Consider the following 15,679-nt stretch of genomic DNA (forward strand, 5'->3'; position numbering starts at 1 on the left):
AATTTTGGAGGTGCCCAATGAACTATAGCGACCAGGATATTGCGCGTCAACTGCGACTGGGTGAGGACAGCCAATGGGAATTTAAGCAGATCGCGTTTTCCGGGAATCGACCGACAAGCCCCCGACGCGATGATCTGGCCGATGAGATCGCGGCTTTTGCCAATGCGAATGGCGGCGTACTGCTCTGTGGGGTCACTGACGAAGGTGAGATTCAGGGTCTGTCGCGTGAACAGGTCGTCGAGCTGGATGCTGTTCTGGTTGAGGTTAGTTCCGATGCTATCAAACCGGCGGTTCGCATTAGTACCTATCACAGAGAACTGGATGGTAAGCGGTTTCTGCTGGTTGAAGTGCCGCAGGGAGAAGCGCAGCATGATAGTCCGGGCGGTAGTTATGTGCGGGTAGGCGGATCAAAGCGGAGGATGACGAGCGATGAGCGGTTGCGTTTGGCACAGCAGCGAGGACAGGCGAGGTTCCTCTGGTTCGACAAGCAGCCGGTGTCCGATACTGGATTGGGTACGCTGGACGAAGCCCTGTGGAAACCGTTGTTGAGCGCGGAAGGAAGGATTGATCCGGAAACGGCATTGGAAAAAATGGGCCTTCTCGGACGAGACGAACACGGTACGATGCGAGCGACTGTCGCTGGCCTCCTCTTTTGCAGCCACACCCCGGAGGAATGGCTGCCCAACGCCTGTATTACAGCCACCCACTACCGCGGCACTGATCGCGCCTCTGGGCAACTCGACACGCAGACGATTACCGGCCCCCTCAACCGACAAATTGCCGAAGCGGTCGCCTTTGCCGTGCGTAATATGCGTGTGGGGGCCTACAAGGATCCGGCCCGTATGGATTTGCCGCAGTACAGCGCAGAAGCTCTGTTCGAGGCTCTCGTCAATGCCGTGGTCCATCGCGACTATTCGATACGCGGTAGCCGGATTCGTTTGTCGATGTTCGCTGACCGGGTGGAAATCCAGTCGCCGGGTACATTAGCCAATCGTCTGACAGTAGATGAGTTGGAATATCGGCAGGCGACGCGCAACGAGGTGCTTGCCTCGGTTCTGGGGCGGATGCCGACGAGTGGTATTCAGGGAGTTGGTGGTCGGCTTTTTATTATGGAGCGGCGTGGCGATGGTGTCCCTATCATCAGGAGAGAAACACGCGAACTCGCCGGGCGTTTGCCGCGGTTCGATCTGGTTGGGGGAGCGGATCTTCGCGTTACGCTACCGGCGGCCTCTACCGAGCCGAGTCCAGCCCGCGTGCTCATTACCGTGCGTGCCGATGACCAGCCGCTTGCCAATGCGGAGGTACTGGTGCTGTTCCCGAATAAGACCTGGAGACAGGCCACGACAGATACACTGGGCGAGGCCATTGTTGGCCTGCATACGGTTGATTTGCCGATGACTGTGTTCGTCGCTGCCCACGGCTTTGCTGCGCATTGCGAACAAGATTGGATACCCTCAGAAGGTACACTCACTGTAGAACTTGAAATTCTACCGGAGGGCGGTGCGGTCATTTTCCCAGAGGCGACAGGTTCTCTTCCGGGACTCAAAGGGAGGTTGAATCCCAAACGAGATACTCTCGATAGAACCTATCTGTACGCCTCCAACATCGCCATTAATCAGGGCGAACAGCAACCGGTTCACTTCCTTCCCGGTGAAGACCTGCGATTAACTGATGCGGATGGAGTGGAGATGATAATTCGCATTGTCGATATCATAGGTCGATCAGCACTGGTTGAGTATCAGCCGTTTAAGCCTTGATTATCAGATTTACCTGTTGACGTGGAGACCGTGGACTATCACGAACAGGGGGTAAGAACATGAGCGTAAAAAATGGTATGAGACCTGTGCATCCTGGTGAGATATTGAGCGAGGAACTCGACACCCTCGGTCTGTCTGCTAACGCGCTGGCTAAAGCACTGGATGTATCGCCAGGCTGTGTCACTGAAATCCCCAATGGTCAGCAGAGTGTAACCGCTGATATCGCACTCAGGTTAGCACGCTATTTTGGAACAACGCCGCAGGTCTGGCTGAACCTGCAGAAGACCTACGAGCTTCGTCAAGCTGAGATCGATGTGGGCGAGCGCATTGCTGAGCGCGTAAAACCTCGGCAACTGATGGTGTAGAGGATGACAAGAAAGAGTTGTTTATGGCGAGTGATGGTAAAGAGAATTGGCAAAAGCCTTTACAGACTGATCCAGAAATGTATTTATAATTATATCGGCAATCCACGAATCACGCACACTTGCCGCTCAGCGTGACGCGCTATTGCCGAAGTTGGTGTCTGGAGATTTACGAGTAGAGATGTGAGGGATACATGAACCATCCACGAGATACAAAAGAGGGGGTGCTCCTGTTGCTCATAACTGGAGTTAGGGTTGGGCTTATCGCTGCTACAATGGTAGCGATTCTTTCAATGGTTACGTTCGCACAGACGCCTAAGTCCACCATTGAAAGCACGCCTACGACGATCAGGGTAGTGGTCACGAACGATAGTCTAAAGCACGCCAAGAAAAGTACAGATCACGACATATCCGTACAAACTGACCCTCCTGCCGGTTCGGCGATTTCTGCTACGGATAATGTCGAAATTCAACTTGACTGAAGCCGATGAGATGAATTGATGTTATGAACTCCGACAAACTCTGCACCACTATTGGTAAAACGCTACCGCCGCGATGCGTGTAGCGCAGGCAGTCGTGCGTGTATCTGAATGTAATTCACATTAATGCTGCACACAAGCGCCTGTCTGGCAGATCTTGGAGATGTTTTTAGAGGGGTGGGCTGTAGGATAGAGGGTAGAGTGGAGCTTGTCCCTCTTCGAGTAATTCAACGACTCCCCGGCTTCGTTCTAATTCTGCAGCCAAAAAAGCAGCGGGAGAATCAAAAGTAGCAATAAAAAAAGATTTCTCAATAATGGTTCGGATGGTTCGCAAGTGATCAACTTCACCACGTATCAGTGCTTCGGCTACAACAGGTGCAGGGATCATTAAATCGACCCCCTGATTAACCTGATGTCTGATATAACTTTTGGCGCGTTGCACCATATTTTCTTGACCCGGTGATGCCTCCTCTTTAATGCCCCAAATAATAACGTGTGTGTCAAGACAAACCATAATCTAAGCACCATCCCGACCCGTATCACCCGAACGAACATTATTGACAAATTCCACGACATCAACATCTTTCCACTGATCGCCAACGACTTTAGAAACTTCTTCGAGCGCTTTTACAGGTGAATCATCATATCCTTGCTTAGCGATCTCTGTAGCTTTAAACTCGACCAATTCCCAGGTGTCGGGATCCCACAAAGCTTCCCCATATAAAGCGACATTTTTATAGAGGCTGCGCGACAAACGAACTGCAATCTCCCTGGTCGTTTCACAGTGGAGCAACCGATCGCGATTGGACAATGATAGATCCACCTTAGGTGTTTTTCCTCCGACTCTCACACACATACCGAAAATTGTGGTCGTGCCTTTAATGAATTGAGGTTTTGGAGGCGTTATTGGTCGCTGTGTCGATATTTCGGTTTTCTGAATATGATACTTCTGGTCCTGGTTCTTGTGGCTCTGCTGCTCTGGAAACAAAACGTCCCAGTGTTGTTTTTTTGCCTGACGAGATATATCATACAGTGCATTATGTGCTTTTGCGGGGAGTGCGACAAAATCTCCTTCTTCAATCGAATGGGTTAATTCAGCGAGAATTGGCCACATGAAAGGTGCCAGAGTAAAAACGAGGCGATTGCTACCCTTTTCAATGTTTACCAGTGAGACAACAGCCTCATCTTCGGGCAACTCTATGTTGCGGTCACGAGCTGTTTCAATGATGGCAACATCTAATTTTTCAATCAATTTTGCCAATTCGCCCAAAGGGGTAGTCTCTGGCGTCGCATTTCTAAGTGTAATAGGATACGTAGCATTTGGCATGGGCGTTATCCTCCTATTGTCTTAGACGCAGGGAGAAAGGTGAGGACAATCAAATATACCCAAAATACTGATCTTAACAATATCTAAAGTTGGTTCAGCACGTTACACCGAGTTCGTCGCCGCCGTAGATGGCGAGGCGTTCTTTTGCGGTCATTTCTACGGTGCTTTCGGGGCGGTAGTGGTATTGCAGTGCCCTGCGGCGGTGGGCGGATCGGTTGGTTGGGCTGCCGTGATGGGTCATGCCGTGCCAGAAGAGGCATCCGCCGGGGGCGAGTGGGACGGTGACGTTTCTGGGTACGGCGACGTCGGTGTCGCATATTTGCCAGTCGCGCCGTCTGAAATGCGGGATGGGTCCTTCGCGATGGGAGCCGGGGATGATGTGCAAGCACCCGTTTCCTTCTGTGGCGTCGTCGATGGCGATCCATACGCCGACGACGGTGGTGCCGACGGGGTAGTTGAAGTACGCGCAGTCCTGATGCCAGGGTTTTTCGCGGCCTATGTGCGGGGGTTTGATCAGTCCCATGTCCTGAAAGAGTACGGGGGTGTCGTCCATCATGCGGGAGAGGACGGAGAGGATGTTGGGGTCGTGGGCGAGGTCGTTGAGCCGCGTGTCGTGATCGACGAATTTCCAGATTTTGCGCACGCTATCCCGGCGCGCTTCGCCTGTGAGTTCGGAAAAGTGTCCGCGTTTGGCGGCTTCGGCCATTACGCCTTTGAAGTCCTGGCTCTTGCCGTCGATGAGGTCCCACATGGCCTGGCCCGCGGATTCGATTTGTTGTGGCGTGAATGCCCGTTGAATGGCGAGGTATCCCTGTTCGTGGAATCGGGCGATTTGACGGTCGTCAATGTCGGCGAGGGTGTCGAGATAGTCTGCCCGTCTGGTCGTTTCATAGAGGGATGGTTCATGCATCGCGATGGGTGTTTCGGCGGTTGCCATGGGAGGCTCCTGTGAAGTGTGGATTTCAGGGGTTGTCAATTATTTATGGCTAAAATCCTTTGTTCTGAAGTGCTTCGACAAATCCATCGTAAGCCGGTTTGGGCTGAAGGTGGTCATCGAATAAGAGCGGCCATTCGGGACGGCCCTGACTTCGGCCAGCCTGTATGAGCCAGGTGTCCGGGTCCGCTATTCCCCATACCGTGATGCCAAACCGCTGTGCTTCCGGTACCTGGTGGAAAGCCGTCACGATTTCTATGACGCGTTTTTTTTGCAATTCGAGCCGCTCTTGAGTCGGTTCGGACAGGTCGCCATCGGGATTGATGCGGATGTCCAGTTCGGAGATGTGTAGTTTGAGTCCCCGTTGCACGATCTCGTCAATGGTTTCTCGTATTGCCGAGATGTCTGGAGAGTTGTAGGAAATATGCATTTGCAAACCGACCCCGTCTATGGGAATGCCGCGTGTCTGAAAATCATCCAGCATGTTTAGCATACCAGCGCGCTTGGCGCGGGCCCAGGGTTGCGATGTGCCGTAATCGTTGTAAAATAGCAATACATCGGGGTCTGCTTCACGGGCATACTGAAACATGCGGGCGATGTAGTCATTCCCCATACGCTGGCTGAACAAGTTGTCGCGCACCTTTCCTCTACCGTCAATGCCTTCGTTGACCACGTCCCAACTGACGACCCGCCCGCGATACCGCTGTACCACTGTTGTGATGTATTCCTTTATGGCCGCTTCAAAGGCCGCATTGTCTCCCGAGAAGTTTTCCAGCCAGGCAGGCACGGTATTGTGCCATAGCAACGTATGCCCATGGACCTGCATGTTGTTGGCTTCCGCAAAATCTACGAGCGCGTCTGCTCTGCGCCAGTCATAGGTGCCGGGTCCCGTTGAAATCGGCTTCGGCTTCATTTCCCATCCACCGGTTATGCTGCTGAACGTCCTTTTGACGATAGACACCCGGGCATCATCGGTCAAATACTTCGTCTGGAGGGACACCCCTACCGGATAATCGGCCAGATCTTTCAGTTCAACAGATTGACCGAAAACCGCGACAAACGCGAGAAAGTCCTGGATATTAACGGTGTTGTCGCCATTAAAATCCATTCTGCTATCAAAACCTTCCTCCGATGAAGTCTTTCCGAAAGCCGCGGCAAATGCGAGAAAGTCTTGAATATCAACCTTCCGATTGCCATCAAAATCTGCGCGTGCCAGGTCGGTTTGTGCATGGGCAAGACTCGTCAGAATAGGTGTTAATCCCAGTGCGAGACATAAAAGGATTTTTGTGTGTTTTTGCATGATGCCAAATGAGTAGAGGGTGAATACTTGTTCATCGCTATACGAATGAGTTTGTCTTGCCAGTCCATCGCGTTCTGGCTACTTTGGGTGCGGTTAGACCGCTGACCGCATTTTACACATCTTTCCATCATGTGTCAATACTATCGGAGTCCATTATGTCCAGACCTCTTTCAATTCCTCCGAATTTCAATCCCGATACCTGTATGCTGTCTCGCTGGGAAGAGGGCAAGATCTATCACGCGCCGCGTCTGGCGGCTGAGTTTGCCAATGATCTTCTGGCGAATGGCGCGCGCGAGGATGTCGATTTGGCTGAGAAGGTTCTCGATGCGATGCTGGCGTGTCAGGAGACCCGTGAGGGCGATCCCCATTTGGGGAATTTTCTGTGGGAGCGCGAGGACGAGGTGGTGGAGGATCTCAATGCGGTTCAGTTTTGTCTTTTTCAGCTTATTCCGTTGATGATTAATCATGGGGATGTGCTTTCTGCGGATTTGCAAGACCGCGTCCGGCAGAGTATTCGCCTGGGGCTGGAGGAGGTTCGGAGGATTGATGTTCATTTTCGCTATACGAATATTGTGGTTAAGGATATTACCAATACGTGTTTGGGAGGGGAGTTGCTTGAGGATGAAGCGTTCAAGAATCGGGGGTATGAGAAGTTTCAGGCGTGGATGGATTTTACGACTCGAAATGGGTGTGCGTACGAGTTTAATAGTCCGAATTACGCGAATGTGGCGATGCGCGTTTTGCACAGGCTGGGCGAACTGGTGCAGCACGCGCCCACGCGCATTGGTACCAGGACGATGTGCGCGCGTATTGGCCTTTCGGCAGCCCTGCATATTCATCCGCCTACGGGTCGCTGGGCAGGTCCTTTTAGCCGGGCGTACCGGCACGCGCTTTTTTGCCAGTCGCCGCCGGAGATCGATGAGTTTCGCGCGTATATTGAGGCGGGTGTTCTTCCCGATTGGCTGTCCGATGCGGTCGATTATCGGCCGGAGACGTTTTTTCTTTCGGAGACTGCTGATTCGGAAAATGGCGTGGGGATTTCTACGTATCACAGTGCTTCGTTTGCGCTGGGGGTTTCTTCTCAGGAGCTTCGCAGTCAGACGAATCGCTTTATTACCGGGCAGTCGAGTGTTTTTATCGCGCACCACAAGACCGATACGGATCAGACGGGTATTATTTATTCTCGCTATGTGCTGGATGATCACTGGCTCGGGTCGTTTCGGTCGACGCCCGCGCGGTCCAATGATCAGATTCTTTTTGAGGAGGGTCAATGCCACAATGTCCAGGATGGTTCTCGGGCGATTGTGCTCTATTCGCCGAAGGATCTGGGGGCGATGGCGCCGCGGAGTAGTGCCAAAGCCGTTGTGTGCTGGCACGATCGCGGGCTGGTGGATGAGATTTGGGTCAATGATGAGAAGGTGGAGAATTTGCCGTTCGATGTTCCGGAAGGTGCTACGGTCGGTGTTGCGATCGGTCCGGTTTTTTCCGCGATTCGTCCGCTGGCGCGTACGGATTTGGGGCGGAATGCGCCGTTGCGTCTGGTGGAATACGGTACACACCTCTTTCTCGAACTCTACAATTATCTGGGTCCGTCCAAGACGTTCTGGGAGCAGGGGCATCCGGGTTCTTTTTTTCAGGGCAAACCCCGGTGCGGTTTTTATGCGGAGATGGCTGAGCGTTCGGATTATCCCGATGTGCAGTCTTTTGTGCGGGAGGTTGCTGGCGGTGATCTGAAGGATGATGCTGCGCCTCCTGTGACTTATGATGTGGGGAAGACGCGGCCGTGGTCTGTGGAGTACGCCCGGGATGGTCGGTCGCTGGGTATTGAGATTGATTTGCTGGATTGGGTTCTTCAGAAGCGCTGGACGCACGCGGGTGCGCTCGGCTGGCCTCCGCTCGAGTCGCCTTTTGCCCGTCAGAGCAGTGCGGGCGAGATTTCGGTTGGTGACGCTACGTTGATTTGTGGAAGTCAGCCCGCATGGCTTTTTGCATGTTCACAGACCGAGCGCTATGTGGCGGCTTTTTACGGGGTGGAGCCAGAATCTCTGACGCTGAAGGTGCCCGGGGGGGAGGTGCATGTCGAGGCGATGGGGATGGGTACTGTTGTCTGGGATAAGGGCGATGTTGCGATTGAGGCTGTCCAGTGCGCGGGTGTCGAGATTGCGGGGGGGCGTGTTGTTTCTCGTGTTACAGCGGGGGAGGTTGCGTGAAGATTTTACTGACGGGTTTTGAACCCTGGGCTGAGTGGTCGTCCAATCCATCGGGTGCTGTGGCTGAGTCTTTGGACGGGTCTTCGATTGGTGGATGCGAGGTTGTTTCGGCTGTGTTGCCGGTTGTTCACGGGGCGGATATTGATCGGGTTGCCCAGTTGATAGTAGAACACGAGCCAGTGGCGGTGGTGTGTTTGGGGTTGCACGGTTCTGCTTCTGCGCTCCATGTCGAGCGCGTTGGGATTAATTTGAAGGTGATAGATGGGGTTGATTATCCCATTGTTGAAGGGGGTCCGGATGCCTATTTTGCAACTGTGCCGACCCGGGCTATGGTTCAGCGGATGGAGGATGCCAAAGTGCCGGCGAGGCTGACGTATTCGGCGGGTACGTTTTTGTGCAATCATATTATGTATTCTGTGTTGCATCTGGTCGCTGAGGATGATCTGCCCGCAGGTTTTATTCACGTGCCGCCTACGCCGGAGCTGATTGCGGAACTGGGCAGGTCGCAGCCGAGTATGGCACTGGAGACGATTCGGACAGGTGTGGTTGCCGGGGTTACGGCTGTGGTGGAAAATATAAAGGTCAGGAGGGTGTGATGGCAAAGATCAGGATGGGGGTTATTGGTTGCGGGGCGATTGCACAGGTGCAGCATATGCCGAATTTGGGGATTTTGCACGCGCTTTATGAGGTGACGTGGGTGTGCGATATTTCGCCGGGGTTGGCGCGGTGGCTGGCAGATGTTTTTGGCGTGCCGAATTTTACGACGGATCCGCACGAGGTGTTACAGGCACGGGATGTGGATGCGGTGATTTTGTGCCATGCCGATCCAAAGACGGAGCTGGCGGTGGCGGCTTTTGAGGCGGGTAAGCATGTGTTTATTGAGAAGCCGATGTGCTATTCGCTGGAGGAGGTGGATGCGATATGTGCCGCGAAGGATCTGGCGGGGACGGTGGGGCAGGTGGGCTATATGAAGGTCTATGATCCAGCGTATGAGTTGGCTCGGGAGGAGGTGGGGGATGCGGGCGATGTGCGTTTTGTGCAGGTGAATCATTTGCATCCGAATAATAATTTGCATTTGAAGCAGTTTGAGTTGACTTATTTTGACGATTTGCCGCCCGAAGCGGCAGTTGAGAGAAACGAAGCGCGGCAGGTCGCTTTGAAGCAGGCGGTGGGCGATGTGTCCGATGATGTTGCGCGGGCGTTTTTCACGCTGTCGGGGAGTATGATTCACGATTTGTACGGTTTGCGTCTGATGCTGGGTAATCCGACGCATGTGGTGAGTACCGAGGTGTGGCAAGGCGGCCGGGCGATGACGACGATTTTGCAATATGCATCGGGGGCGCGGTGCGTGGCTACGTGGATCGATTTGCCCGATCTGTGGCATTTTAAAGAGACGCTGGAGGTTCACAAGGACGATAAGCGCGTTATTCTGTCGTATCCCACGGGTTTTGCAAGGGGGATTTTGTCAACGCTCGATGTGCTGGAGATTCACGGCAATGGGTCTCACGGTACGCGCAGTCCCGAGATTGATTGGGAGAGTCCGTTTGTGCGGGAACTCAGGCATTTTTACGCGTGTATTACAGATGGCGAGCCGTGCCGCACGCCCGTGGAAGATGCGCGGTATGATATTGGGTTGATTATTGATATTACAAAGGGGTATTTGGATGGAGGTGGATAAATAAAAAATCACCAAATAAAAAAAGCACCTGATCACACATCTGATCAGGTGCTTTTTTAGTTAATTCAGTTCAACCTACGCCGCACTGCGTCCCTGTCTCGCTTTTGCCTCCCGGCGGTTGTGCCATTCGACCACGATGGGCGATGCGACAAATGCCGAGGAGTAGGTTCCCACGATGACGCCGATGAGCAGGGCGAATGCAAAGTCGCGGATTACTTCTCCGCCCAGGAAAATGAGGGAGAGGACGACGAGCATGGTGGTGCCCGAGGTGAGTACTGTGCGGTTGAGGCATTCGTTGATGGCGCGGTTGATTACGTTGCTAAAGGTGTCGCGGCGATACAATTTGATGTCTTCGCGAATGCGGTCATAGACCACGATTGTGTCGTTGAGGGAGTATCCCACAATGGTGAGCAGTGCCGCCACAATGGCCAGGGAGATCTCCCAGTTTAGAACTGAAAAGATCCCCAGGGTGATCATGACGTCGTGGAATAGGGCGATGACGGCTGCAATTCCAAATTCGATCTGTCTGAAGCGCCACCACACGTAGATGATAATGAGTATCATTGCGACGAGGATGGCATAGACGGCGTTGTTTTTGAGTTCTTCGCCAATTTTGGGTCCGACGGCTTCCTGACGCCGCAACCACTCGGTCTCGTCTTGAATATTGCCGGCAAAATCGGATTTGAGTCTGGTTTTTATGGCGTCTGCGATGGCTGTGCCTTCGGCTTCTTCTTCAACTCGAATGAGGATGTCGTTGACCGTGCCGAATTCTTTGATTTCGCTGTTGCGCAGGTCCATGCTTTGATCCTCAACGCGGACGTCACCCAGAGACTGGCGGATGTCGCCGACAGAGGCCGGGGGATCAAAGTGCAATTCGAGCAATGTGCCGCCGGCAAAGTCGATGCCCAGGTTATAACCGCCTTTGGTGACGGTGGATCCCAGGCCGAACAGGATGAGAACAGCCGATAAGATGAATGCGCCTCGTCGAACACCGAGAAAGTTGATGCTGGTGTCGCCAAATACGCGCAGCCTGCCGATGCTGAGGCGGGGGTTGACCTGGCGCGCGACAATGGTGTCGTAAATGGTGCGCGTGACAAAGATGGCGGTGAACATCGAGGAGATGATACCGATCATCAGGGTGAGTGCAAATCCCTTGATGGGGCCGGTGCCGTATTGGTAGAGCACGATGGCGGTGATGATGGTGGTTACGTTGGCATCTACGATGGTCTGAACGGCGCGCGCATAACCATTTTCAATGGCTACCCGCAGGGTTTTTTCCGCGCGCAATTCCTCGCGGATGCGTTCGAGGATCAGCACGTTGGCATCTACTGCCATACCTATGGTTAAGATAATACCCGCTATGCCGGGCAGGGTGAGCGTGCCTTGAAATGCCGCGAGTATGGCCATGACAAAGACGAGGTTGAGCACGAGCGCGAGGTCTGCGACGAGGCCCGAAAAACCGTAGTAGATGACCATGAAGACGATGACGATGGCCAGGCCGATGAGGGCTGCATTTCTGCCCTGTTCTATAGAGTCGCGCCCAAGCGATGGTCCCACGGTGCGGTCTTCGACGATGTTGACATCGGCGGGTAGCGCACCTGCGCGCAGGACTATGGCGAGGTCTTTGGCTTCTTCAACCGTGCCCGTGCCTTCGATAATGCCCGATCCCTGACTGATTTTGGAGCGGATTGTGGGGGCGGAATAGACCTGGTCGTCGAGGATGATGGCCATGCGTTCGCCCACATTGGCGCCCGTGACCCGCCCAAAGAGGCGCACGCCCTGGCTGGTGGTGGTGAAGTTGACGATGGGTTGACCGGCGTTTTCAAAGGATTGCCCGGTTGTGACAGAGGCATCGGAGAGGATTTCTCCCGTCATTTCTACGCGCCTTTTGAGATAGTAGAGCGCGCGATAGCGTTGTCCGTCGCCCATTTCTTCGTCTTTGGAATTCCACAGGAATTGCGCGTCGGGTGGCAGGAGCCTTTGTACGTCCGGGCGGTTCAGCAGTTCCCGCACGGTGAGTATATTGTCTTCCGGCACCACGAAGTCTCCCCGAGAAGAGAGCATATAGCGAGAGAGAGATGGGGTGTCTTCGGCTGTTTGTCCGAGGAGCGGGTCCGTGGCTTGCGCGCTGTCAACAGGTGCTTGCGCGGCGAGGTATCGGTCGATTTTTTCGATTATGCCAGCGCGGTCGGCGTCGGATTTGAGGATTTTGAATTCGAGACGCGCGGTTTTGCCGATCAAGCCCTTGGCGCGTTCGATGTCTTGCACACCCGGCAATTCGACTACGATGCGCCAATCGCCTTCGCGGTGAATGATGGGTTCAGAGACGCCGAATTGGTCGATGCGATTGCGGATGATTTCGAGGGCGCGCGCGACTACGTCTGTTTTTTCATCTTCTGAGAGATTGGTTTGATCCACTTCGAGGACGAGGTGAATACCCCCTTGCAAATCCAGTCCCAGGTTGATGGCTTGCTGCTTTACGCGCTCGCGCTCGTCTAAATTTTCCTGAGTTGTGTAGTAAAATTGGTAGGTGGGATAGAGATAAAAAAGTGCGAGCACTATGGTCGCACAGATGATTAACAAACGCCAGTATTCTCGGGTCATCGCAGGGGGTTACTCCGTTTATAGTGTGATTTACTGGTCGCGTTCAACGACGTGTTGAACCGCCAATACGAGTGCGTCGCGCGCGCTGGAGGTGTGTAGTGCGTTCAGGTTTTTGAGAGCGGATTGGGCATAAGAACGCGCTTCTTCTCGCGCGGCTTCTACGCCCCGATAGCGCTGGACAAAGCGAATGACTTCACGCCAGTCGCTGTCGGTTTCCACGCCGTTGAGCACTTTGTTGCGAATATGGGCAGCTTCGCCGTTTTTGCAGTTTGCCAGTGCCCGAATTAAGGGCAAGGTCAGTTTTTTTTCTCGAAGGTCGTTTCCCGTGGGCTTGCCCATGTTGTTTGTATTGCCCATCATGTCGAGGACGTCGTCGGTAATCTGAAAGGCGACGCCTATTTCGCTGCCGAAAGACGCCATGCGAGCGATCTGGGTGGGCGATCCTTTTCCCAAAATAGCACCCAATTCGCAAGCCAGCGCGAGTAGAGATGCGGTTTTCTGGTTGATCATGCGGAAATAGAGCGCGGCTTCACCCGAAGAAGATATTTCGCCTTCGAGAATTTCTCCTTCAACGACGCGCTGAATCGCGTGGGTCGTGGCGTTCATGACCGGTAGAGAGTTGAGGCCGACGAGCACTTGCATTGATTTGGCAAAGAGAAAATCGCCCATCAAAATGGCTGCGCGGTTGCCCCACTGCAGATGCAGGACGTCGGCTCCCCGGCGCGTTTCCGCGTTGTCGATTACGTCGTCGTGAATGAGCGATGCCGTCTGTATAATTTCAACGCCTACAGCGGCATCAATTACCGCGTCTGAACACTCGCCCACGGCCTGCGCTGTTAAGAATGCAAGGGCAGGTCGAAAACGCCTGCCCCTGTTTTTAACAACGTGATAGGCCATTTCCTGTATGCCCCCGACATCAGAGTCCGTCATAATTTCTTCGAGACGGGTTTCAAAGCGTGCGATCTGATATTGGATGGGCGCGAAAATTTGGTCTAACATGGCGCGTTTATCAAGGGGTGAGACAAACGAATATTAAGGCGTGAGAAATTAACAAAAAAGGTTGTAAAAGTCAATGATTAGCAATTGGAGGTCAGCGGGCGACCACAGGGGGTCGCCCCTACAAGCCGGATTAACAATATTATCGTAGGGGACGGTCCCCGTGCCGTCCCATCACCGCCTTTGCGCAAGTACCGCGCGGGGATATCCCCCCAGGTCGGTGTGGGTTGCGATGGAGGTGAGGCCCATTTGTCGGTTGAGCAGTTGGGTGACGGCATCGACCTGATCGTGACCGATTTCCAAAGCCAATAATCCGCCCGGTGCGAGCAAGGAGATGCTTGCGGGAATGATTTTGCGATAAAAGTCGAGGCCGTCGCAGCCCCCGTCTAAGGCGAGGCGAGGATCACAGTCGCGGACTTCGGGTTGCAGGGCGTCGATTGCATTGCTGGGGATGTAGGGTGGGTTGGAGAGGATGGCGTGGAAGCTCTCTGGTTTTGCAAAGGGTGTGAGGAGATCGGTTTGGAGAAAGGAGATGCGATCGGCTATGCCGTTGAGATGGGCGTTTTTGCTGGCGAGGCGGAGTGCTTTGCGCGATATGTCTGTGGCGATTACACGCGATTCAGGGAGTGCTTTGCCCAGGGTAATGGCGATGATTCCCGATCCGGTGCCAATGTCGAGGATGCGGGGGTTTGTGCAGGTGTTTAATTGGTTGAGGGTGGCTTCGATGAGGATTTCTGTTTCCGGCCGGGGGATCAGGGCATCGGGCGAGGTGTGAAATGGGAAGCCGTAAAATTCGGTGTTGCCCAAAAGGTGTTGCAGGGGGATGCGATCGGCGCGGCGGTGAATCAGGGTGCGATAGGTCGCGTTTTGTGCAGGTGTGAGCGGGTGGTGCGTCTGCATAAGCAGTTCTGAACGCGAGCATTCGAGTACATGGGCGAGTGTCCATTCGGCATCTGCCCGTGGGCTGGGGACACCCGCTTTGATGAGGATGTCTCTGGCCCAGGTCAGGAGGTGGGGAATGGAGGTCGGCATGGGGTTAGAAGATTTGTTCTTGTTGTTTGAGTTTTTCCGTCTGGTCAGAGAGGCGAAGGGCTTCGATGAGTTCTGCTATGTTGCCGTCCAGAATGTCTTCAAGCCTGTGCAGGGTGAGTTTGATGCGGTGGTCGGTTACGCGTCCCTGTGGGAAATTGTAGGTGCGAATTTTCGCGCTTCGGTCGCCGCTGCCAATTTGTGAGCGGCGGTCAGCGGCGGTTTTGGCCTGTTGTTCGCGGATGGCCTGATCCAGCAGGCGCGAGCGCAAGACTTTGAGTGCTTTGGCTCTGTTTTTGTGCTGAGATTTTTCGTCCTGACACGTAACGACGAGTCCCGATGGCATGTGGGTGATGCGCACTGCCGAGTCGGTGGTGTTGACGCTTTGGCCTCCGGGACCTGATGAGCGAAAGACATCTATCTTGAGGTCGTTGAGGTCGATGTCTATATCGACTTCCTCTGCATCGGGAAGGACGGCTACGGTAGCTGTCGAGGTGTGGATGCGACCGCTGGATTCGGTTTCGGGTATGCGCTGGACCCGGTGTACGCCGCTTTCGTATTTTAGCCTGCCGTAGATGCCGTTGCCAACGACTAAGAAGATGATCTCTTTGTATCCACCAATTCCCGTGGGGTTTGAGCTGAGGATTTCACAGCGTCCACCGGTGTTTTCTGCATAGCGCGAATACATGCGGTGGAGGTCGGCGGCAAAGAGGGCGGCTTCTTCCCCTCCCGCGCCTGCGCGTATTTCGACGACGGTGTCTTTGTCGTCGTTGGGGTCTTTGGGGATTAAGAGCATTTTGAGGGTGTCGGACAGGTCTGATTCCCGTTGCGCGAGGTCTTCTTTTTCCATTTGGGCCATATCGACGAGTTCGGCATCATCTGAGGAACTGATGATGTCATTTATATCGCCCAGTTCTTCGCGCACGTTGTTGTAGTCGCGATAAGTTGTGACGATTTCTTCGAGGTCGCGGCGCCGGCACGGCCGATTCCCATCCGAGCGGAT

13 protein-coding genes are annotated in these 15,679 nt (G+C 53.9%); 5 read left to right on the forward strand and 8 right to left on the reverse strand.

Annotation, left to right across the window (positions count from 1 at the left end; translation table 11 throughout):
• Positions 1-17 precede the first annotated feature (17 nt).
• Both OXG87_06835 and OXG87_06840 read left to right on the forward strand, forming a co-directional pair.
• Complete coding sequence (locus OXG87_06835) at positions 18-1,757, forward strand: putative DNA binding domain-containing protein (protein MCY3869257.1); 1,740 nt, start codon at positions 18-20, stop codon at positions 1,755-1,757.
• 59 nt (positions 1,758-1,816) lie between these two features.
• Complete coding sequence (locus tag OXG87_06840; GenBank protein MCY3869258.1) at positions 1,817-2,122, forward strand: HigA family addiction module antitoxin; 306 nt, start codon at positions 1,817-1,819, stop codon at positions 2,120-2,122.
• Positions 2,123-2,767: 645 nt separating this feature from the next.
• Here OXG87_06840 and OXG87_06845 read toward each other — a convergent pair.
• The 4 genes from OXG87_06845 to OXG87_06860 all read right to left on the reverse strand — a co-directional run bounded on the left by OXG87_06845 (position 2,768) and on the right by OXG87_06860 (position 6,159).
• Positions 2,768-3,112: a hypothetical protein gene (locus OXG87_06845; GenBank protein MCY3869259.1), complete on the reverse strand. Its 345-nt coding sequence runs from the start codon at positions 3,110-3,112 to the stop codon at positions 2,768-2,770.
• Between the two features lie 3 nt (positions 3,113-3,115).
• Positions 3,116-3,925: a hypothetical protein gene (locus OXG87_06850; protein ID MCY3869260.1), complete on the reverse strand. Its 810-nt coding sequence runs from the start codon at positions 3,923-3,925 to the stop codon at positions 3,116-3,118.
• 94 nt (positions 3,926-4,019) lie between these two features.
• Positions 4,020-4,862: a phytanoyl-CoA dioxygenase family protein gene (locus OXG87_06855; protein ID MCY3869261.1), complete on the reverse strand. Its 843-nt coding sequence runs from the start codon at positions 4,860-4,862 to the stop codon at positions 4,020-4,022.
• A 49-nt stretch (positions 4,863-4,911) separates the two neighbouring features.
• Positions 4,912-6,159: an endo-1,4-beta-xylanase gene (locus OXG87_06860; protein MCY3869262.1), complete on the reverse strand. Its 1,248-nt coding sequence runs from the start codon at positions 6,157-6,159 to the stop codon at positions 4,912-4,914.
• Between the two features lie 155 nt (positions 6,160-6,314).
• Between OXG87_06860 and OXG87_06865 the strand changes: the two genes are divergently transcribed.
• Genes OXG87_06865 through OXG87_06875 form a run of 3 tightly spaced genes read left to right on the forward strand, consistent with a single transcriptional unit; the run spans position 6,315 to position 10,047 of the window.
• Positions 6,315-8,369 (forward strand): hypothetical protein, encoded by a 2,055-nt coding sequence (locus OXG87_06865; protein MCY3869263.1) that lies wholly within the window; start codon positions 6,315-6,317, stop codon positions 8,367-8,369.
• A complete protein-coding gene (locus OXG87_06870) occupies positions 8,366-8,965 on the forward strand; it encodes a hypothetical protein (protein ID MCY3869264.1) in 600 nt (199 codons plus the stop codon). Before OXG87_06865 ends, OXG87_06870 begins: the two co-directional genes overlap by 4 nt.
• Complete coding sequence (locus tag OXG87_06875) at positions 8,965-10,047, forward strand: Gfo/Idh/MocA family oxidoreductase (GenBank protein ID MCY3869265.1); 1,083 nt, start codon at positions 8,965-8,967, stop codon at positions 10,045-10,047. The genes OXG87_06870 and OXG87_06875 overlap by 1 nt, the downstream gene beginning before the upstream one ends.
• A 75-nt stretch (positions 10,048-10,122) precedes the next feature.
• Here the strand turns inward: OXG87_06875 and secD are convergent, their stop codons facing one another.
• The 4 genes from secD to prfA all read right to left on the reverse strand — a co-directional run.
• Entirely contained in the window at positions 10,123-12,651 is a 2,529-nt protein-coding gene (gene secD / locus OXG87_06880) for a protein translocase subunit SecD (protein MCY3869266.1), read from the reverse strand.
• A gap of 30 nt (positions 12,652-12,681) precedes the next feature.
• On the reverse strand, positions 12,682-13,650 hold the full coding sequence (locus tag OXG87_06885) for a polyprenyl synthetase family protein (GenBank protein ID MCY3869267.1): 969 nt from the start codon (positions 13,648-13,650) through the stop codon (positions 12,682-12,684).
• A gap of 171 nt (positions 13,651-13,821) precedes the next feature.
• Positions 13,822-14,679 (reverse strand): peptide chain release factor N(5)-glutamine methyltransferase, encoded by an 858-nt coding sequence (gene prmC / locus OXG87_06890; GenBank protein MCY3869268.1) that lies wholly within the window; start codon positions 14,677-14,679, stop codon positions 13,822-13,824.
• Positions 14,680-14,683: 4 nt separating this feature from the next.
• Positions 14,684-15,679: peptide chain release factor 1 (gene prfA, locus OXG87_06895; GenBank protein ID MCY3869269.1), on the reverse strand; the 996-nt coding region annotated here is incomplete at its 5' end.

The sequence above is a fragment of the Gemmatimonadota bacterium genome, assembly GCA_026706845.1.
Lineage (GTDB): Bacteria > Latescibacterota > UBA2968 > UBA2968 > UBA2968 > VXRD01.